The organism is Paenibacillus sp. J22P218, assembly GCF_056269195.1.
In genome coordinates, this window is sequence record NZ_JBWDNL010000003.1 from 158,755 (window position 1) to 177,636 (window position 18,882).

The following is an 18,882-nucleotide window of genomic DNA, read 5'->3' on the forward strand; positions in this document are numbered from 1 at the left end:
ACGGGCTAATGGGCGAATTAGGCGATTTATCGTATAAAACAACCTTACGGATAGGTCAAATCTGGGTTTTTGATCGAAAAATCGTACTAAATCATTGAGTGCGTAGATAGATTGACCACTTTTGTATGATAAATCGTATAAGTTTTGACAGTTTACATCTTGTTTAACTGGTCTTATGTGAAAAATCATATAAATTGAGATCAATAAAAGGGGCTGTCCCAAACGAACATGCCTTAAGACCATGTTAGTTCAGGACAGCCCCTTCATTTCACCCTATAACGCCCTAGAAGCCTCGCTTACAACCGGGATTAGCAAGTCAGCATCAACAGATTGGCCTCGCTTAAGCTTAATCGTCTTGCGTTCAGACGGACCTTCGAATAGCCCATCTGGCAGCGCTAGACCCGTCGTATTGAAAATAATGAAGCTTACCGCATCCTTCGACGTCGATATTGCAGCTGCGTACTTGCCGTTTTTGAGAAAATGAGGCTTCTTATATTGAATACGCTCCTGAACATCCGGAATAGCGCGATGAACAACATCGCGCAGCGCCGTGCTAAGCTCGGCGTGCCACGACTCCGGCAATGCATCGATAAAGTCAGTTACTTCTTGATTCATTTCTCCATTCTCCTCTGCTATCGTTAGTCACACATCCTATTTCGTCTCGTTCACGATCATCCAAGTTACGCCGAACTTGTCCTGCAACTCTCCGTATGAAGCGCCCCATGGCTGCTTCTCGAGAGGATACTTCACGACCCCGCCCTCGCTCAGCTTGGAGAAAGCTCCCTTCGCTTCGGCTTCGCTCTCAAAGCTTAGCGATAGACTCAAGCATCGAGAGCCGGCCACTGGCTCGAAGGAATCCGACATGAACAGCGTGTTGCCGCCTGCAACCGACATTGCCAAATGCATCACCTTGTTCTTGAATGCCTCTGGAATACCAGGCGTGTGGGCATGCGTCATGACAGATATGGTCTCTCCTCCAAGCGCTTGCTTATAGAACTCCGCTTGCGTTCTAGCATCCTCCGACATTAGGTAAGGGGTTAGCAGTACGTTCATTCTCTCATCAACCTTTCTCATTTCTTAGTAGTTGGAATTTGGCTTTCTACTAAGACGACGAATGGAAAGGAATGAAATCGACACGCTTCACAAAAAAATATTTCGACTCGGCTAACCGCATTCCTCGGCACGTCTCAACAACAGCTCGCGTTCGCGTTCATTGCGCGTCAGCGAGGCAGCTATCTCGAATTGCTCGCGCGCCTCGGCAGCTCGTCCAAGCTTGACTAGCAAATCTCCTCTTACGCTCGGCAGCAAATAATAGGTCGCAAGTGCAGGCTCTGCGGCAAGCTCTTCGACCAGCTGCAGTCCGAACGCAGGGCCAAAAGCCATAGCAATCGCGACCGCACGGTTCAACTCCACAATCGCAGACGGTTGGACGCGCGACAACGCTTCGTAGAGAGCGGCAATGCGTACCCAATCGGTATTTGCAGCGACCATCGCCTGAGCATGACAAGCAGAGATTGAAGCTTGAAGCGTATAAGGACCAAGCAGTCCTCCAAGCGCCCGGGCTCGATCCAGCGCCGCTAAGCCGCGACGGATCAGCAGATGATCCCACTTCGCACGGTTCTGATCCATTAGAAGAATAGGCTCGCCGCCTGCGCCTACACGGGTTCTGAATCTGGAGGATTGCAGCTCCATAAGCGCAACAAGCCCATGAACCTCCGACTCGCCCGGTGCGATCTCGGCGAGAATACGACCAAGCCTCAGCGCCTCGAGACATAAGGTCGGACGAAGCCACTCGCTTCCCGATGTCGCCGAATAACCCTCGTTGAACATTAAATAGATAACTTCCAGAACCGCCGCTAGACGTTCCTTCAGCGCTTCACCAGATGGCGCCTCGAACCCGACCCGCTCGGCGCTTAATGTTTTTTTCGCTCGAACGATTCGCTGCGCCACGGTTGGCTCGGGAACGAGAAAGGCTCGCGCAATTTCATCAGTCGTTAGTCCGCCAAGCAGCCGCAATGTAAGGGCGACCCGCGCCTCTCGCGACAATACAGGATGACAGGAAGTAAAAATAAGACGAAGAAGGTCGTCGCCGACCTCTCCATCCATAGCTTTGTTCACATCATCCTCGGAATACAGCTCGCTTCCGCGTCCGATCTCTTCATATTTTTGATCCCGCAGCTTACTTCTGCGGAGATGATCAATTGCTCGCCGTTTCGCTGTTGTCATAAGCCAAGCACCGGGATTATCGGGAATTCCCGACTCAGGCCATTTCTCCAGCGCAATCACAAGCGCGTCCTGAGCCAAGTCCTCGGCGAGGCCGACATCGCGAACCATTCGCGCCAATCCAGCGATAAGCCTCGCCGATTCGATGCGCCAGATAGCGTCTATCGTACGCCCCGCCAAAGAATCGGTCATTATGGTTTAGACCTCTCAATCTGATCGCGAAGCGCAAGCTCCTTGGCCAGCGTCTCCGGATCTTCCATCAGATCATGCAGATCGATGACCTGCCTAAGCTCGATCTGCCCTTCGCCGAAGCCGTGCGGATCCGGCATCCGAAGCGCCCATTCGATCGCTTCTTCCCTCGACTTCACCTCGATCAGCGTATAACCGGCAATAATCTCCTTCGCTTCCGTGAACGGCCCGTCCGTTATTTTCGGCTTGCCGCCCGGCTCCGGATACGAGATGCGAATACCGCCGGAGCTCGCATGGAGTCCATCCGCCGCAAGCAGTACACCGGCCTTAACGAGCTCCTCATTATAGCGCTGCATAGCTTCGATAAGCTCTTGGCTGGGCATTGCGCCCGCCTCTGAATCTTTACTTGCTTTGACAATCATCATAAATCGCATAACTCATAACCTACCCTCGATATAATGTGAGGCATCATAACTCTTTCAGCCTCCATATAGACGACGAACAGATTGACTCGGAATCGACAACGCCAGTTGCAAGTCCCGACATATATTCATCTTCATAATACTGGATAATGACATAGGATGCACCATCAACCCTATAAAGCAAAAAACAAAAGAAGATCGCGTTAGCGCACCTATTGGCTGCCCTACCGCGATCTTCCGACTTTTTTTTAGATAGATTAGATGTCAAAGACAGATTCGCTCTGATCTATGACAGACTGCTCAGCCGGCGTAAGCACCCGGTCGAGAATCAGCTTCTCGAAATATGCGAATCCGCTGTCCTTCACCCGCGGGCGGGCAAGCGTAATCGGAATATCGAGCGCTACTTGCCCCTCGTCGATCAGAATGACGCGGTCTGCCAAAGCAACCGCTTCGCTGACATCATGGGTGACAAGAACAGCCGTGAAACCGCGCGTCTGCCATAACCGTTCAATCAGCCGCTGCATGTCAATTCGAGTCAGCGCATCCAGCGCGCCTAAAGGCTCATCGAACAGCAGCAAATGAGGATGGCCGACTAACGCTCTCGCAAGCGCAACGCGCTGGCGCTGACCGCCGGATAGGATCGATGGCCACTCCTTAGCCCGATCCGATAGACCGACTAATTGAAGCGCGGCATATGCCTTCCGCTCCGCGTCCGCCGACTTGTCTCCCGCCAGTCCAATCTTCACGTTATCAAGAACGGTCTGCCAAGGCAGCAGCCTTGCATCTTGAAACATAAACCTCGTATCTTGGTTAATGCCGGATACCGGTTCATCCTGTCTCGTCAGCGAGCCGGAGGAAATTTCGTCCAGCCCTGCGAGCAGCCTTAGCAGCGTGCTCTTCCCGCAGCCGCTTCGGCCGACAATCGCGATGAACTTGCCAGGTTCGATTGATAGATTAAGGTCGCTTAATACCTTTTTCTCGCCGAACCGTTTGGACACGCCTTTCAGTTCGATTGATACGCCGTGTGCCTCTGATGCTTCACCGGAAGCAGCAGGAGCAACTGCCGAGAGTTGCTTATTAGTAGCAGCCTGCGATTTTTGCGCCGTCTCCCTCTCTAGTTCTAGCTCTTCGACTGCGGCGCCGCTTTTGCGAAATGGGGATGCCATTGCAGCCATCTCCTCTCCAGCCACTTGGCCATTAAATCAGACAGCTTACCCAACAGCGCATACAAAATAATCGCTAGAACGACGACGTCCAATTGGAAAAACTCCCGTGCATTCATCGCCATATAACCGATGCCGGAATCAGCCGCGATCGTCTCTGCGACAATGAGCGTCAGCCACATGATACCGAGCGCGAAGCGAAGACCGACGAGAATCGAAGGCATCGCTCCAGGCAAAATCACTCGGCGATAGAGCTGCCATCTGTTTAGTCCGTAAACGTTGCCCATCTCGATAAGGCCAGTATCGACGGATCTGATCCCGTGAAGCGTGTTGAGATAGATCGGAAACATAACGCCGAGCGCCACTAAAAATATTTTCGCCGTTTCACCAATTCCGAACCAGGCAATGACGAGCGGAATCATGGCGAGATGGGGAACATTTCGAATCATCTGCAGCGTCGAATCCGTTAGTTTGTCGGATAATCCGATGACACCGTTCAATAATCCAAGAACGAACCCAATACCCGCTCCAATTACGAAACCAATTGCCGCTCTCCAGGTACTAACGGCGAGCGCCTCAATAAGCTTTCCATTAGCCAGCAGCTCGAACGCGGCTCTGACGACCTGATCCGGCGACGGCAAAGTTCGTGTGGAGATCACGCCAGCACTGCTTAACACTTGCCATACAACTACAATGAGTACGGGTATATACCACGGCAACGCGATTGTTGTGAACTTGCGAGCTGAATGTCTCATTATAACCCTCTCCATTAATGAGCCGAGGCTCTAGGTGTAGGTTTGACAACATTCGCAATAATTTCGCCAAAAGGACTAATAGACGTCGGACCGGCTATCGGCTTCTGATCTAGCGACAATAACGGGAACAACAGCTCTGCCACCCGATAAGCTTCCTCTAGATGCGGGTAGCCGGAGAAAATAAACGTTTCGATCCCGAGCGCTTCGTATTCCCGCATCCGTTCCGCGACAATCTCCGGCCTGCCGACGAGCGCAGTACCCGCCCCGCCGCGGACAAGCCCGATTCCCGCCCATAGGTTAGGGCTAATCTCCAACTGCTCGCGGCTGCCTTCATGCAACTTCGCCATCCGCTGCTGACCTACCGAGTCGAAGCGGCTGAAGATGCGCTGCGCTTCGGCTATCGTCTGATCGTCGACGTGCTGGATCAGTTTATCTGCCGCTTGCCACGCTTCCTCCTCCGTCTCCCTTACGATAACGTGCAGCCGGATGCCGAACTTGAGCGTGCGGCCTTGAGCTTCCGCAAGCTTCCTCATCTCCGCGATCTTGGCAGCAACGTCGGCTGGCGGTTCGCCCCAAGTCAAGTACACATCGACCTGCTCCGCCGCGATTCCCTGCGCTACCTCCGAGGAACCTCCGAACCAGAGCGGCGGATACGGCTGCTGAATCGGCGGATACAGCACATGGCCGCCCTTCACATGCAGATAGTCGCCTTCGAAATCCACATTCTCACCCGAAAGCTCCCTCCGCCATATTTGGAGAAACTCGCTTGTGAGGTGGTATCGGTCCGTATGGTTCAGGAATAGTCCATCGCCGGCCAATTCAACCGGGTCGCCTCCTGCTACCACGTTAATGAGCAGCCTGCCGCCAGATATGCGATCCAGCGATGCAGCCATTCGAGCCGCCAACGTTGGCGACATCAAGCCCGGACGAACGGCAACGAGAAACTTCAGGCGTCTCGTTGCCGGTACAAGCGAGGACGCAATAATCCAAGGATCCTCGCAAGAAGTACCGGTCGGAAGCAATACGCCTTCATAACCAAGTCGATCCGCGGCAACAGCGATCTGTTGCATGTAATCGGCATCCACAGCACGCGCGCCTTGGCTCGTGCCGAGATAGCGACCATCTCCATGCGTAGGTATAAACCAGAATACATTCATCATAATCACCCTCACCTTTTATTTAAAATATAAGAAGTTTTCTACTTATAACCGAGCCGCGCAGCCAAAGGACGGCGTTAGCCGTTTCATCTTGTATTTGGTTATTTAAGAATGGCATCGTTAATATCTAGCTTCTCTGGAATGAGCTCCAGATTGAAGAACGTATCGGCAATGGCCTGCTGCGCCTTAATCAGCTCTTCATCGATCGGCTGCACGCCGTAATTGCGACGGCCTGCCGCCAGCAGCAGCGATTCTACATCAATGCCAAGCTGCGGTGACAGCTTCTCCGCCAGCTCCTGCGGATGATCCTTCGACCAAGCATCGATTTTGTCCGCTTCCTCTAGGAGGATGTCAACGATATCCGGATATTTCTCCGCAAACGTACGAGTGGCAAGATAGAATTCGTGATTCGATACGACATCCTTGCCGTCAGCTAATATCGTGCCGCCTGTAGCGGTCTGTGCTGCCGCGAGGAACGGATCCCAGATGACCCATGCGTCTACGCTGCCCTTCTCGAAAGCAGCCCGTGCATCTGCCGGCGGCAGAAACTTAACTTCAACATCCTTGTAATCGACGCCTGCCTTCTCGAGCTGCTTCACGAGCAGGTAATGCACGTTAGAGCCTTTGTTCAGCACGACCGTCTTGCCCTTCAGATCGGCAACCGACTTGATCGGCGAATCCTTCGGAACGATAATGCCCTCACTCTGCGGACTAGCCGGTTCATGCGCCAAATAAACGAGCGGTGCGCCTGCAGCCTGCGCGAAGATTGGCGGCGCTTCTCCCGTATGTCCCAGATCGAGACTGCCTACGTTAAGCGCTTCGAGCAATTGAGGCCCGCCGGGAAACTCGATCCATTCGATCTTAATGTTGCGCTCCTCGCTCAAGCGCTTATCAAGCGCTCCGTCTGCCTTCAAAATGTTAATCGTTCCATACTTCTGATAACCGATCTTGATCGTAATATCTCTAGTCTCCTTACCCGATGCCCCTTCGTTTGCTTTCTCTCCGTTATTGCCGCATGCCGTCACCACCATCGTTAATGCAAGCAATGCCGCTGCTACAAACTTGGAAGTCCCCCACTTTTTCTTCATCATCCAAAACCCCTCTCGTCTTCGTTTCTAATCGAATCGTTATAAATAGACAAAGGTCTCCCCACCCGCACCTTCAGTGCGATTAGAGAGACCTCCGGTGGTCCGGTAGCGTCAAATATATAATTAATCCGATGAGTTAACTTGTATTTAACGAAATGATAACATTGACATAAATTGGCGTCAAGAACTATTTTTTTGCTCATTTTTTCAAACAAATAAGACTTTTCGCCCCCGTCTTTTTTGGGTCAAACGAAAAGTCTTATATGCACTCTTTAAAGCTCACCATATTCGATTAATTAGGACGATCGCTCTCAGCGAAAATATTGCTAAGGAACAAGTACAATTTGAGCGCTTTGTCGCGATCGAGCACAATTTCATTCTCTGCGGTAAGGTTATTGTCGTCACCGATGGTTGCGGCAATAATCCGTATCTCGCCAGTCTCTTTGTCGTAGGTCAGGACCGTCTCTACTCTATCGCCATGCGAGCGCGTTGCGGAATCCATATAATCGCAATCCTCCTCTTTCATTTCGGTATACACTATACCTATTCAAAGAGTACTAGATTTACGCCTATTGTTTTGCTAACTTCGCCATCGCTTCGAGGAGCATGATGCCGCTTAGCTGGACGCTCAATTGGATTGGCAGCAACGGGGGCATCGACCACGACGGGCCGCACAGATTCAACTCGCGATTAAGCCCCTGATCCCGCAGCGATGCGGCATTCGCTTCAATGACCGCGATGATGGCATCGCGTTCTGCTGGCGGAGCTACCAGGGCCATCTGCATAAGATAACGGATCAAGATGCCTTTGAATAAACCCGTGTCGTCAATGCCTTCATCCGGCAGCAGCAGCGTCCCGGCATCGCAAAGTTCCGCAAAGCAGGCTCTCGTCGTACGGCAAGCTTCCTGCAAATACGTCTCATCGCGCGTTGCCAGATATAGCTCCACGCCCGCTCCGATGAAGACGCCTTGGCAATAGGTAAACTTCCAGTCCTTGTCGATCCGTCCGTCGCCAAGCCGGTTCATCCCATCCCACACGAAACCGCTGGCGGGGTCTACCAAGCTATCGCGATTCCACTTATAGATTCGCTCCGCCCACGCCAGGTCTTCTTCCTTGCCATAGGCACGATACAGCCTGGCAGCCAGAATGGCGGCAGGCGCGTTGGCTGGGGTGTTTTTGTAATCGAGCTGATCCTTCTTCCACGCCATGCCTCCGCCCATATGACCGTTCCAAGCCGTCTTGATATCCTTCCACAGCTCCAGCACGTTTGACAAATAGGGCTCTTCACCAGTTGCTTCATAGGCGCGCAATAGGGCGAGCGCCGTCCACTCCATATCATCGTAGTAATTGTGTTTGAAGGTGTCGCCGTTATAGGCATGAACCCCTTCCGCCAGCTTACTCAGCAGTTCCCTGTACGCCGCTTCTCCCGTTCGCTCCAAGCCGTCAACTAGAACATCCATGACATGCGCCTGCCACCAATAATAGAAGTTCTCTTCCCCGAAAGCTTTGACAGGCGGGTACCACTGATTCATCATCGCTAACTCATCGTTCCAGTACCGCTCTCTCAAGGCAGCCTGCGCCTCATTCGCCAAATCATTCCACGCCGAAACCAATGGATCGGACAATCCCATTAGGCGAGCGCCTCCTCCCCAATAAGACCAGCAGCGTTCAGTCTCGTCGCCGCCTCGAGCAGCTTTACCGCGCTAAGCTGGACGCTCAGCGTTACAATGCCCTCCGGCTTCACCGACCAGTTCGGCGAGAACAGCACCGGCTCGCCCGTTCTGCCCTGCTCCCACAACAGCTTGGCGTTAGCAGCTAATGTATCGGCAACCGCCTGCTCCACACCGCGGCTCTCGAGTGCAAGCTCCGTCAAATAGCGAACGTAGATGCCTTTGAACAGCCCGCCGTCGCCCGTTTCCTCATCCGGCAGCAGCTTCGTCGATGGGTGCGCAAGCTCGGCAAGAGATGCCGAAGCGGAACGCGATGCATCGGCCAAATACCGATCATCACTCGTGATCCGGTATAATTCAACGGCAGCTCCGATGAACACGCCTTGGCAATACGTGAACTTCCAATGCTTATCGATCTGCCCGTCGCCGAGACGATTCATCCCATCCCATACGAAGCCGGTGGCCGGATCTACGAGATTGGCTTTCTGCCATTCGTAAATCTTTACGGCCCATGCCAAATCCGGCTCCGATCCGAACGCTTGATGCAGCCGCGCGGCAAGGATTGCCGCCGGAGCGTTTGCAGGCGTATTTTTATAATCAAGCTGCGACTTCTGCCATGCGATGCCGCCTCCCATATGCTCATTCCAGCCCGTCTTGATATCTTCCCAAAGCAAGAGCGCGGCTTCCTTGTACTTCGCGGCTCCCGTCGCTTGATACGCGCGCAACCATGCAAGCGCCATCCATTCCATATCATCGTACAGCTCATTCGGCCATTCGCCGCCGTTGCGTTCCAGCAATCCATCAAAAAACACGCTTAGCCTCTTGGCATACGCCTCTTGGCCTGTTCGAAGATAACCATCCGTCAGGACGTCAGCGGCATGCGCCATCCACCAGTAATGAAAGATCGTGTTGCATGCGCCGTCCGGACACGGCGTCTCGATATTGTACAGCCGTATCGATTCGTTCCAAAATAATCGCTCCAGCGCTGCCTGCGCATCATCCGCCCGATTCTCCCAAATCCCATGCTCTGCCTGATTCATTTCTCTCTCTCCTCCAGTCGCGCCCGTTGCTCCAGCAGCATAACGGCGCTTAGTTGCGTGCTAAGTTGTACCGCTTTCTCGGGTGTTTGCGCCCACGAATTACTGAAGCGTGCCTTCTCGCTATCCTTGCCATATTCCCATAAGCTTGCCGCATTGGTCTCCAGCAGCTCTATCCACGCCTCCGGCTCGTCGTCCACCTGAATGAGCTCTCCTAAATAACGAACGAATATGCCTTTGAACAATCCTCCGTCTCCGTCGCCTTCCGAAGGCAGCATGCCCGTAGCCGGACTGGTAAGCTCGTTAATCGCAGCAGCAGCTGTTCTCTTCGCATCCTGCAAGTAACGTTCATCGTCCGTCGCCTTGTACAGCTCGACCCCCGCGCCTATATAGACGCCTTGACCGTAAGTAAACTTCCAATCTTTATCGACTAACCCGTCACCTTGTCGATTAATACCGTCCCACACAAATCCGGTATCGGGATCGACCAGCGTTTCTTTCTGCCATTCATAGATGCGAGTCGCGAATTCCAGCTCTTCCTTATCGTTCGTATGCTCATATAATCTCGTTGCCAAAATAGCCGCAGGCGCATTCGCAGGCGTATTCTTATAATTCAACTGCTCCTTACGCCAAGCGATGCCGCCGCCCTGCTCCTCGTTCCAGCCGGTTTTGATATCCTCCCACAGCAGCTTCGCAACCTCCATGTATCTCTCATCCCGCGTCGCATCGTAGGCGCGAAGCCACGCAAGCGCCATCCATTCCATATCGTCGTAATAATCGTTCGGATAGACGCCGGCATTCCGCTCCGCTATGCCGTCATACATTCCGCTTAGCAGCTTCGCGTACCGCTCATCGCCTGTGCGTTCATATCCGTCAACCAGCACATCAACGGCATGAGCCTGCCACCAATAGTTGAAAGGGTCGGTACATAACTGCGCGATGCACGGAGAGACATTGTCATACAAACCCCGGCTCTCATTCCAGAACGAATCCGCCAGCTCCGCTTGCGCGAGATCGGCTCTCTCCTGCCATACGCCATCCGAAGTGCCGCCGCCGAACGGCTTCCATACTCCCGCCGCCCATAGGCTTCCTCCAGCTAACAAAGCGACCAGAACAAGACAGGATGCGGTTAGGAGAACAACTTTCCGTGAACCCATAGCCGTGTTTATCCCCCTATCCCTTGATTCCGCTGAACGCGATCCCTTGAATGAAGTAACGCTGCAGCAGCAGGAACATAATGAGTATCGGAAAAATAGCGACGAGCGCCCCCGCCATCATCGGACCGTAATCGGTCTGATAGTTGTACGAGAAAGCCTGCAGCCCCATCTGGATCGTCGCTTTGGCGGGATCGTTAAGAACGATCATCGGCCATAAGAAACTGTTCCAACCCGCTTGGAAGGTGAAGATGCCTAGCGTAGCCAAGGCCGGCTTCGTCAGCGGCAAATAGATGCGCCAAAATATCCTGAACTCGCCAGCCCCTTCAATGCGCGCCATTTCCATCATGTCGCTTGGCAGCGTAAGGAAAAACTGCCTCATGAAGAACACTGCGAACGAACCGGACGCACCCGGCAAAATAATGCCCCAAAACGAATTCAGCAGCCCGTTGCCTCCGGCTCCGAACAAGTCGTTGCCGCCGAACAACGGCAGATGCTTGAGCACGTAGACGCTCGGTATCATCGTAACGATGCCCGGAATCATCATGGCGGCCAGCAGCACGCGGAACAAAGGCTGACTCAGCTTGAACTTCAGCTTCGCGAACGCGAAGCCCGCCAGCGACCCGAAGAACAAATTCATAAGCACGCCCGATGCGGCAAGAATGAGCGAGTTCGAGAAGAACAACCCGAAGGGTACAGTCGTAAACGCTTTGACATAATGCTCGAACGTAATGTCCGTCGGGAACCACTTGATCGGCATCGAGAATATATCCGAATCCGGCTTGATCGACGTCAGGACGCTCCAATAGAATGGCAGGAACATGACGACCGCAATACCGATGCAAAGGATGTAATAAGCGAGCTTGCGGACCACTCGCAGGGTTGCCGTGCTTCCGATGGTATCCATCGCTTCTCCTCCTTATACGACAGACTCTTCTGCCTTGCTGATTTTCATATTAATAAGCGAGAAAATAAGAATAGCCATGGCAAGCACGAATGCCTGCGCCGAAGCGTAACCCATCTGAAGCTGATTGAATCCCTGCTGATAGATCAGATAGACAGGCGTCTTCGTGACATTCGCGGGACCGCCCTGCGTCAACACGAATGCTTGATCGAACAACTGCAGCGCTCCGATGATGGACATCGTGCTGACGAGGAAAGTCGTCGGTCTCAGTTGCGGCCATGTAATGTATCGGAAGCTATCCCATTTCGTAGCGCCGTCCAGCTTGGCCGATTCGTATAAGTATTCCGGCACGCCTTGCAGCCCTGCCAAATAAATAATCATGTTCGAGCCGACCGATTGCCATAACGTCAGCATAATAATCGACATCATCGCCGTTTCGGTCTGCGCTACCCATGCAGGACCGGTTATGCCGATAGAAGACAGCAGCCCGTTGACGAGCCCGTATTCGGGATGAAGCAGCCAGATCCATACGGTAGCCGCAGCCACCGCGGATGTTAAGGTCGGCAAATAATTAAGCGTCCGGAACAGCTTAACGCCCCGCCAAGCGCGATTCATCAGCATCGCAAGCGACAACGAGATTATAATGTTCAGCGGAACGAATATGACGGAGTAGATAAGTACGTTTTTGAAAGTCGTCCATAACAGAGTGTCATCGATCAGCCGTTTGTAGTTGTCGAGGCCTACCCAATCTTTTTTGCTAATGACGTCATAGTTCGTAAAGCTAAGATAAAGCGCCATAAAGACGGGAATGACCGTGAATACGATGAACAGCAGCATCGTTGGCGTAATGAATAGATAAGCCGTTCGCGCTTGATGCCGTTCAAGCTTTTTCATGGAAGCCATGAGGAATACCTCCTTCTTAGCGGAACGAAGAAAGGGAGGACCTCCTCCCCCTCTTCATCCACGCCGATTATTTCACTTCGTTATCCTTGAGCAGCTTATCGCCTTGCGACTGCGCTTTGGACAGCGTATCCTCGATACTCTGCTTATTTTGTTGAAGCAGCTGCAGGTTCGGTGTCAATGCATCGCCTTCCATGACGGAGTAACCCGGATGCTGCGGACGAATCTTCGCGAACTCCAGCGTTTCTAAGATCGGCTTCCAGAACGGATCGTCCTGGAAGAACGGATCTTCAAGCGCCGGCTTGAAGCCCGGGATATTGAAGCTTGTTTTTGCCCATAGCAGCGCATTGTCTTTGTTCGCCGTCCACCACTTAATGAACTCCCATGCCTCCGCTTGATGCTTGGAGCCCTCCGGAATAACGAGACCGAAGCCGCCCATGACGCTTGCCTTGTCGCCATTCGGTCCCGCAGGAGGCGGCACGATGCCGAAGTCGAGATCTTTGCCGTATTTCTTGTAGGTGCTCAGCATCCATGGTCCTGTATACTGCATCGCCAGCTTCCCTGTTACGAAAGCGTCCGTGCCTTCGCCAAGCCCTTGCTCGAAGCCGACTTTGTACACTTTATCCTTGTTCAGCAAGCGATCCCACAGCTCCAGAACCTGCTTCCCTTGCTCATTGTTGAAGTCCGTCTTGCCGTCCTCCGTCAGCATTTGGCCGCCCGCTTGCTGCAGATACATGTTGAACAGACCGTTATCCCCTAGGGAGAAGCCCGATACTTCAAGCTTGTTGCCGTTCCACTTGGTCAGCTTTGCCGCAGCAGCTTCGAGCTCCGCCCATGTCGTAGGCGGCTCAACGCCCGCTTCCGCAAGAAGCTTCTTATTGTAAAATAAAGCGCGAGCATCGACCGTTAAAGGTAAACCGTATAATTTATCTCCATATGAGAGCTCTTTGAGTGATTCCTCGTAAAACTCGCCGCGAGCCAGACCGTCCTTCTCCATGAATTCGTCGATCGGATGCAGGACGTTCTTCGGCGCGTACAGCGATGTGCGCCATCTATCCCAGAACAGAATGTCCGGCGAGCCGCCGGAAGTCGCTGCCGTTAGAAATTTCGTAATCATATCCTGCTGCAGCACGTACTTGACCTTGATCTTGTCTTGCGATTTGTTGAACGCGTCAACCATCGTCTCGAATTGAATCTGTCCTTCGCCGCCCCAGTCGCCCCAGAACGTTAGCTCCACCGCGCCTTTGCTTCCGCTGTCTCCTGCCGGCTTCTCTGTCTCATTGCCGCTTCCCGAATTGTTCGAACCTGCGTTATTGCCGCTGCAGCCGGCAAGCACGGCCGTCGTTGCCAAAGCGATCGTCCCCATCTTGAACCACTTCTTCATTAGAACTAGCCTCCCTTGAATCTCTAATGGTTTTCGTTCTCTCATTTATTTATGTTATAAGAGGATTGCTCCCCGTCTAACCGTCGTTACTTGCGTACGCGTATACCGCATACGTCAAGTACAAGCTCGCAAAACATCATGTTTGCCCACGAGAACCAAGGCCGGGTATAGGCAGCCGGGTCATCGGCGTGAAATCCTTCATGCATATAGCCCGTTCCCGCATCGGTATGCGCCATAAGATCGAGCAGTCTTTCCTTCTCCTCTTGCTCCTTGGCCGTTAATCCCTGCATCGCCAGCGCAATTGGCCATATGTACTGCTCCGGCGTATGCGGACTTCCGATGCCTGACGCGGACGTTCCCTCGTAGTAGTAAGGATTGCTCTCGCTTAGGACAAAGCTGCGCGTATTTTCATAGATCGGATCGTCCGCCGAGGCATAACCGATGTACGGAATAGACAGCAAGCTCGGAACGTTGGCGTCATCCATCAAGTTGTATTGACCGAGGCCGTCCGTTTCGTAAGCGTAAATCGTACCGAACGACGGGTGCTCCACCTTGGCGTATTGCTCAATCCCGCGATGGATCTCGTCGGCAAGCGTCTCGGCGCGTTCCGCCAGCGCATTGTCATTCATCACGCGCCGCGCGATCTCCGCCAACTGGCGAAGAGAAACAACAGCGAACATGTTGGAAGGAATCAAGTAGCCGAATTGGCAAGCATCGTCGCTTGGCCGAAATCCCGACCAAGTCATTCCCGTTAGAGCAACCGGCGTCCCTCTGCCTTCACGCGGAAGCGTATCGGATGCTGGACATCCGAATCGTTCGAACGAATAATTGGAAGCGTTCTCATGATTCTGTTCAAGCGTCCACAGCTTTAGGATTTCCTCTGCCCCATTCCGGAAAGACTGTCCGAATTGGGAGGTTCGGTCCGTGTTTTTCCATAACAGGTAGCTCAATTGAATCGGATAACATAAGGAATCGATCTCGTATTTCCGCTCCCATATCCAAGGGGTCATCTTCGTCTTATCCCCAAGATGTCCCTTGCCGCTTGCCTCTTCATTGAAAGCATTCGCATATGGATCGTGAATCACGTACCGGAATTGCCTTTCGACCAAACCTTCGATCATATCGGCAATCTCCTCGTCCCCAGCGGCAGCGAGCAGGAACGGCCGTACTTGAGCAGCTGAATCACGCAGCCACATAGCTGGTATATCACCTGTTATAACGAATGTGGTGCCATCCTCCTCGCGTCTGATGGTTGTATTCCACGTATTGGATAAGCATTGCTCGAACATGGCCGCAATCCGTTCGCGATGCGGCAGCTTCTCCTTTACGGTTGCAACTAAAGCCTTCACCGATTCTGGCAACCGCTTCTCGGTCGTCATCTCCATCTTGCTCCTCCGTTCTGCACTGTATAATAAACCGCTTTCATGTAGCTAGTATATTAGTATGTTAATGGTATGTCAATAACTGATTTTTCACTGTGAATTAGTATGCTAATATATTAATGCAGTTAAAAAGAAAACCCCCACCGCGATGCGATGAGGGTATAACAATCAAGCTCTGTCTATATCCGGTTAGGCGCCTCGCCTGTCGATTGCCCAATAACAAGCTTGGCGTCCAAGGTGACTTTGTTATTGGTGACCGCTTGCCCCTCCTTGATCCTAAGGACATGCTCAATCGCCAGCCTCCCCATCTCCTCTTCGTTCTGCCGCATATGCGTGAACGCATAGGTTCCCCCGAGATCGGTAGGCGGACTGTCGAAGCAAATAACGGAAATATGTTGCGGAATGCGCATGCCTAACCGCTCGATTGCCGCTCTGGCCAGCAGCGCGATATTGTACTCAATAGCGAATACAGCCGTAATGGATGGATTGTTCCGCAGATGCTCCATTAACCTCAGCACGTCACGCTCTACATTATCGTCATCACGGAAGGAATCGGGCAGCGTAGAGAACAAATCGGCTACCCACAGCTCCTTGTCCACCATAATGCCCTGCTCGGCATGCGCCTGAATGAAGCCCTCGATTCGGTCCTCAACGGCCGACGTGTCGGTTGGCGGAGGACAGAGGAAAGCGATATGCCGATGGCCGAGACCGAATAAATATTCGGTCGCCACGCGGGCTGCCGTCACGTTGTCCGTGCTGATAGAAGCCGCGGCAACCCCTTTCAGATGGCGATCGACAAGCACAAGCGGAAACTTGGCAATAACCAGCTTCAGAATCTCCGCGTTGAAATATTCGCCCTGTGCCGGGAACACGATTAGTCCGTCTACGCCCATCTTAAGCAGCTTCTGTATCGATTCTTCTTCATTGTCGGGAATGCCGAACGAACGACGCAGCACCAGGAAACAGTCATTATCCCTGGACGCCTGTTCCATGCCGTAGATCAAGCCCGTTCCATAGCTGTTGCCGAAGTCGGTGATAACAAGCCCGATCGTGGTGCAATCGTTCCTATTCGCGGTGCTCCCCGCGCTTCTCGGCAGTTGGCTTGCAGATGGTTCGGAATCTGCAGCCCCCGTCTCTCCAGATGGATCCAGCACGAACGAGCCTCGGCCGGGTATTCTGACGATAAGCTTCTCGCCAGCCAGCATCTCGAGCGCCTTCTTGCTCGTAATACGGCTGACGCTGTACTCATCGGCCAGTTCCTTCTCCGACGGTATTCGTTCGCCAGCCCCATATTCCTTGCTTAATATTTGGTTTTTCACCGTTTCAAAAATTTTCTCGTACATCGGCTTCGATGATGTTTCGTTCGCCATTCCTATACCTCCAAACTCCCTGTCCTGCTCTCGTTTTTCCTTATATATTAGTTTTATCACATAATGATATATCATGCTATATTATTTTTAAAATTGACGGTTATGCCGATAAATCTAGTGGATATGAATGGAGAATCTTCTCCATTATTCGTGTTTTTCCGCTATAATGTGAGAGAAGCAACTACCTCAGGAAAGAGGGAGACTACTATGACGTTAGATGTTCTCGTACGTAACAATGTGAAAGTATTAGGGGAAGGAAGCCGAACCATCGTGTTTGCCCACGGCTTTGGCTGCGACCAACACATGTGGCGCTATATCGTCCCTGCCTTCGAACAAAACTATCGCGTCGTCCTATTCGATTATGTAGGCTCGGGCAAATCCCAAATTAACGATTATGATTCGACCAAATATAACGATTTGCAAGGCTATGCCCAAGATGTACTGGACATTATGGACAGGCTCGAGCTGCGAGACACGATCTTTGTCGGCCATTCCGTAAGCGGCATGATCGGCATGTTAGCTTCCATCCGGAATCCCGAATATTTTGAGCGAATCGTCATGCTTGGACCTTCTCCTCGCTATGTCAACGACCTCCCCGATTATTATGGAGGCTTCGAACGCAGCGATATTGACGAATTGCTGAGCATGATGCAGCTGAACTTCATCGGTTGGGCCAGCTACTTGGCACCCATCGTGATGCAAAATCCGGAACGGCGCGAGCTCTCCGAAGAGCTGGAGCAGAGCTTCTGCTCGAGAGACCCCCATATTGCCCGGCAGTTCGCGGAAGTAACCTTCCTCTCCGATTGCCGTACCCAGCTTGAGCTCGCTTCGATACCGACGCTTATTCTCCAGTGCGCGGACGACAGCATCTCACCGGTTGAAGTAGGTCAATACTTGCACGACCATCTGAAGCAGAGTACACTTCGGCTAATGACTGCCAAGGGCCATTACCCTCAACTGAGTCACCCTGAGGAAACGATTCGGTTCATTAAGCAGTATTTGGCCAGTGCGTAGCGGAATACGTGGAGGAACGTTAACATGGATATACAATTAGAAACAGCCCCTTGCGGCTATTTCTCGATCTTGGATACGGGAATCGTTCAATCCGTTAATCAGACGCTGCTCGATATGCTCCTGCTGGAGCGTGACGAGCTGCTGGGCCGTCATATTGAAACAACGATGTCCGTCACGAACAAGCTTTTTTTTCACACTTACTTCTATCCATACATTCAGATCAATGGACATGTGAATGAGATGTACTTGTCGTTCCGAACAAGCGACAACCAGGAAGTACCCGTGCTGCTGAACGGTGTTCGCCAAGAACGTGACGGACAGATCGTCATCGATTGCGTTGTCGTTATGATGCGTAAGCGGATCGAGCATGAGAAGGACGTTCTGCAGACGAAGGAAAGGCTGGAACACCTGTACCAGGCGACCAGCGAGGCGAACAAGCAGCTCGAACGGCTGCATGAAGAGTATGAGATCAAGCAGCAGGAATTAATGCGGATCAACCATGAGCTCGAGGTCAAAGCGTCGACTGACCCGCTCACCGGGCTGCGGAACCGCCGATACTTCCAAGAGAGCCTGCAGAAGCTCATCGCTGAATATCAAGAAACACGGCAGCCGTTATCGCTGCTCATTATCGACATTGATCATTTTAAACATATTAACGATACATACGGCCACCCGGTTGGCGACTTGGTGCTGTCGAGTTTGGCTCGCTTGCTGCAGCGCTTATTGCGCGAAGGGGATGTTGTGGCCCGTTTTGGCGGCGAGGAATTCGTAGCCCTTTTGCCGGACGTGGAGCAAGACGAAGCGATTGTTATCGCGGACAATATTTGCCGTACGGTAGCTAAGACCCCTATGGACAATTACCAGATCACCATTAGCATCGGCATATCGACCGTAACGGATACAGATACCGAGCAAACGTTGCTTCATCAAGCCGACTTGGCTCTCTATCAGTCCAAAGCCGGCGGAAGAAACCGCGTGACGCATGCCGCACATTCAGTAGAAAGCTAGCCACGTATGACTCGATCTCTCTTAGAGCCGCGCTATCTTATCCGCTCCATAAGAGCCTATAC

19 protein-coding genes are annotated in these 18,882 nt (G+C 52.5%); 2 read left to right on the top strand and 17 right to left on the bottom strand.

The genetic code is table 11. The features are described 5' to 3' along the window. Positions 1–273 precede the first annotated feature (273 nt). The 17 genes from AC0YN0_RS15405 to AC0YN0_RS15485 all read right to left on the bottom strand — a co-directional run bounded on the left by AC0YN0_RS15405 (position 274) and on the right by AC0YN0_RS15485 (position 16,798). Entirely contained in the window at positions 274–615 is a 342-nt protein-coding gene (locus tag AC0YN0_RS15405) for a DUF1801 domain-containing protein (protein WP_475822033.1), read from the bottom strand. Between the two features lie 36 nt (positions 616–651). Beyond that, on the bottom strand, positions 652–1,053 hold the full coding sequence (locus AC0YN0_RS15410) for a VOC family protein (protein ID WP_475822034.1): 402 nt from the start codon (positions 1,051–1,053) through the stop codon (positions 652–654). Positions 1,054–1,164: 111 nt separating this feature from the next. Further along, positions 1,165–2,415, bottom strand: a complete 1,251-nt coding sequence (locus AC0YN0_RS15415; RefSeq protein WP_475822035.1) for an RNA polymerase sigma factor — start codon at positions 2,413–2,415, stop codon at positions 1,165–1,167. Further along, on the bottom strand, positions 2,415–2,846 hold the full coding sequence (locus AC0YN0_RS15420) for a YciI family protein (RefSeq protein ID WP_475822036.1): 432 nt from the start codon (positions 2,844–2,846) through the stop codon (positions 2,415–2,417). The genes AC0YN0_RS15415 and AC0YN0_RS15420 overlap by 1 nt, the downstream gene beginning before the upstream one ends. A gap of 245 nt (positions 2,847–3,091) precedes the next feature. Beyond that, positions 3,092–4,000: an ATP-binding cassette domain-containing protein gene (locus AC0YN0_RS15425; protein ID WP_475822037.1), complete on the bottom strand. Its 909-nt coding sequence runs from the start codon at positions 3,998–4,000 to the stop codon at positions 3,092–3,094. Next, entirely contained in the window at positions 3,955–4,752 is a 798-nt protein-coding gene (gene ssuC / locus AC0YN0_RS15430; RefSeq protein ID WP_475822038.1) for an aliphatic sulfonate ABC transporter permease SsuC, read from the bottom strand. Before ssuC ends, AC0YN0_RS15425 begins: the two co-directional genes overlap by 46 nt. Positions 4,753–4,766: 14 nt before the next feature. Beyond that, entirely contained in the window at positions 4,767–5,909 is a 1,143-nt protein-coding gene (ssuD, locus tag AC0YN0_RS15435; RefSeq protein WP_475822508.1) for an FMNH2-dependent alkanesulfonate monooxygenase, read from the bottom strand. 101 nt (positions 5,910–6,010) lie between these two features. Further along, on the bottom strand, positions 6,011–6,997 hold the full coding sequence (locus AC0YN0_RS15440; RefSeq protein ID WP_475822509.1) for a sulfonate ABC transporter substrate-binding protein: 987 nt from the start codon (positions 6,995–6,997) through the stop codon (positions 6,011–6,013). A 292-nt stretch (positions 6,998–7,289) separates the two neighbouring features. Continuing rightward, positions 7,290–7,499 (bottom strand): hypothetical protein, encoded by a 210-nt coding sequence (locus tag AC0YN0_RS15445; RefSeq protein WP_475822039.1) that lies wholly within the window; start codon positions 7,497–7,499, stop codon positions 7,290–7,292. A gap of 67 nt (positions 7,500–7,566) precedes the next feature. After that, positions 7,567–8,628 carry a glycoside hydrolase family 76 protein gene (locus tag AC0YN0_RS15450; protein ID WP_475822040.1) on the bottom strand — a complete coding sequence of 354 codons (1,062 nt, stop codon included), beginning with the start codon at positions 8,626–8,628 and terminating at the stop codon, positions 7,567–7,569. Further along, positions 8,628–9,707, bottom strand: a complete 1,080-nt coding sequence (locus AC0YN0_RS15455; RefSeq protein ID WP_475822041.1) for a glycoside hydrolase family 76 protein — start codon at positions 9,705–9,707, stop codon at positions 8,628–8,630. Before AC0YN0_RS15455 ends, AC0YN0_RS15450 begins: the two co-directional genes overlap by 1 nt. Further along, a complete protein-coding gene (locus tag AC0YN0_RS15460) occupies positions 9,704–10,861 on the bottom strand; it encodes a glycoside hydrolase family 76 protein (protein WP_475822042.1) in 1,158 nt (385 codons plus the stop codon). The genes AC0YN0_RS15455 and AC0YN0_RS15460 overlap by 4 nt, the downstream gene beginning before the upstream one ends. Positions 10,862–10,877: 16 nt before the next feature. Further along, entirely contained in the window at positions 10,878–11,765 is an 888-nt protein-coding gene (locus tag AC0YN0_RS15465) for a carbohydrate ABC transporter permease (protein ID WP_475822043.1), read from the bottom strand. Positions 11,766–11,777: 12 nt separating this feature from the next. Then, entirely contained in the window at positions 11,778–12,665 is an 888-nt protein-coding gene (locus tag AC0YN0_RS15470) for a carbohydrate ABC transporter permease (RefSeq protein ID WP_442051035.1), read from the bottom strand. Positions 12,666–12,732: 67 nt separating this feature from the next. Beyond that, positions 12,733–14,046: an ABC transporter substrate-binding protein gene (locus tag AC0YN0_RS15475; protein ID WP_475822044.1), complete on the bottom strand. Its 1,314-nt coding sequence runs from the start codon at positions 14,044–14,046 to the stop codon at positions 12,733–12,735. An 86-nt stretch (positions 14,047–14,132) separates the two neighbouring features. Beyond that, entirely contained in the window at positions 14,133–15,425 is a 1,293-nt protein-coding gene (locus AC0YN0_RS15480; protein WP_475822510.1) for a glycoside hydrolase family 125 protein, read from the bottom strand. A 182-nt stretch (positions 15,426–15,607) separates the two neighbouring features. Beyond that, complete coding sequence (locus AC0YN0_RS15485) at positions 15,608–16,798, bottom strand: GntR family transcriptional regulator (RefSeq protein WP_475822045.1); 1,191 nt, start codon at positions 16,796–16,798, stop codon at positions 15,608–15,610. 207 nt (positions 16,799–17,005) lie between these two features. On the opposite strand from AC0YN0_RS15485, the gene AC0YN0_RS15490 reads away from it, so the two are divergent. Together AC0YN0_RS15490 and AC0YN0_RS15495 are read left to right on the top strand one after the other, a co-directional pair. Further along, positions 17,006–17,812 carry an alpha/beta fold hydrolase gene (locus tag AC0YN0_RS15490; protein WP_475822046.1) on the top strand — a complete coding sequence of 269 codons (807 nt, stop codon included), beginning with the start codon at positions 17,006–17,008 and terminating at the stop codon, positions 17,810–17,812. A gap of 24 nt (positions 17,813–17,836) precedes the next feature. Beyond that, positions 17,837–18,820: a sensor domain-containing diguanylate cyclase gene (locus AC0YN0_RS15495; RefSeq protein ID WP_475822047.1), complete on the top strand. Its 984-nt coding sequence runs from the start codon at positions 17,837–17,839 to the stop codon at positions 18,818–18,820. Positions 18,821–18,882 lie beyond the last annotated feature (62 nt).

Bases quoted from the DNA above. Each gene is read 5' to 3' on its own strand.
- AC0YN0_RS15405 (WP_475822033.1), bottom strand. From the start codon at position 615: ATGAATCAAGAAGTAACTGACTTTATCGATGCATTGCCGGAGTCGTGG.
- AC0YN0_RS15410 (WP_475822034.1), bottom strand. From the start codon at position 1,053: ATGAACGTACTGCTAACCCCTTACCTAATGTCGGAGGATGCTAGAACG.
- AC0YN0_RS15415 (WP_475822035.1), bottom strand. From the start codon at position 2,415: ATGACCGATTCTTTGGCGGGGCGTACGATAGACGCTATCTGGCGCATC.
- AC0YN0_RS15420 (WP_475822036.1), bottom strand. From the start codon at position 2,846: ATGCGATTTATGATGATTGTCAAAGCAAGTAAAGATTCAGAGGCGGGC.
- AC0YN0_RS15425 (WP_475822037.1), bottom strand. From the start codon at position 4,000: ATGGCATCCCCATTTCGCAAAAGCGGCGCCGCAGTCGAAGAGCTAGAA.
- ssuC (WP_475822038.1), bottom strand. From the start codon at position 4,752: ATGAGACATTCAGCTCGCAAGTTCACAACAATCGCGTTGCCGTGGTAT.
- ssuD (WP_475822508.1), bottom strand. From the start codon at position 5,909: ATGAATGTATTCTGGTTTATACCTACGCATGGAGATGGTCGCTATCTC.
- AC0YN0_RS15440 (WP_475822509.1), bottom strand. From the start codon at position 6,997: ATGAAGAAAAAGTGGGGGACTTCCAAGTTTGTAGCAGCGGCATTGCTT.
- AC0YN0_RS15445 (WP_475822039.1), bottom strand. From the start codon at position 7,499: ATGGATTCCGCAACGCGCTCGCATGGCGATAGAGTAGAGACGGTCCTG.
- AC0YN0_RS15450 (WP_475822040.1), bottom strand. From the start codon at position 8,628: ATGGGATTGTCCGATCCATTGGTTTCGGCGTGGAATGATTTGGCGAAT.
- AC0YN0_RS15455 (WP_475822041.1), bottom strand. From the start codon at position 9,707: ATGAATCAGGCAGAGCATGGGATTTGGGAGAATCGGGCGGATGATGCG.
- AC0YN0_RS15460 (WP_475822042.1), bottom strand. From the start codon at position 10,861: ATGGGTTCACGGAAAGTTGTTCTCCTAACCGCATCCTGTCTTGTTCTG.
- AC0YN0_RS15465 (WP_475822043.1), bottom strand. From the start codon at position 11,765: ATGGATACCATCGGAAGCACGGCAACCCTGCGAGTGGTCCGCAAGCTC.
- AC0YN0_RS15470 (WP_442051035.1), bottom strand. From the start codon at position 12,665: ATGGCTTCCATGAAAAAGCTTGAACGGCATCAAGCGCGAACGGCTTAT.
- AC0YN0_RS15475 (WP_475822044.1), bottom strand. From the start codon at position 14,046: ATGAAGAAGTGGTTCAAGATGGGGACGATCGCTTTGGCAACGACGGCC.
- AC0YN0_RS15480 (WP_475822510.1), bottom strand. From the start codon at position 15,425: ATGACGACCGAGAAGCGGTTGCCAGAATCGGTGAAGGCTTTAGTTGCA.
- AC0YN0_RS15485 (WP_475822045.1), bottom strand. From the start codon at position 16,798: ATGGCGAACGAAACATCATCGAAGCCGATGTACGAGAAAATTTTTGAA.
- AC0YN0_RS15490 (WP_475822046.1), top strand. From the start codon at position 17,006: ATGACGTTAGATGTTCTCGTACGTAACAATGTGAAAGTATTAGGGGAA.
- AC0YN0_RS15495 (WP_475822047.1), top strand. From the start codon at position 17,837: ATGGATATACAATTAGAAACAGCCCCTTGCGGCTATTTCTCGATCTTG.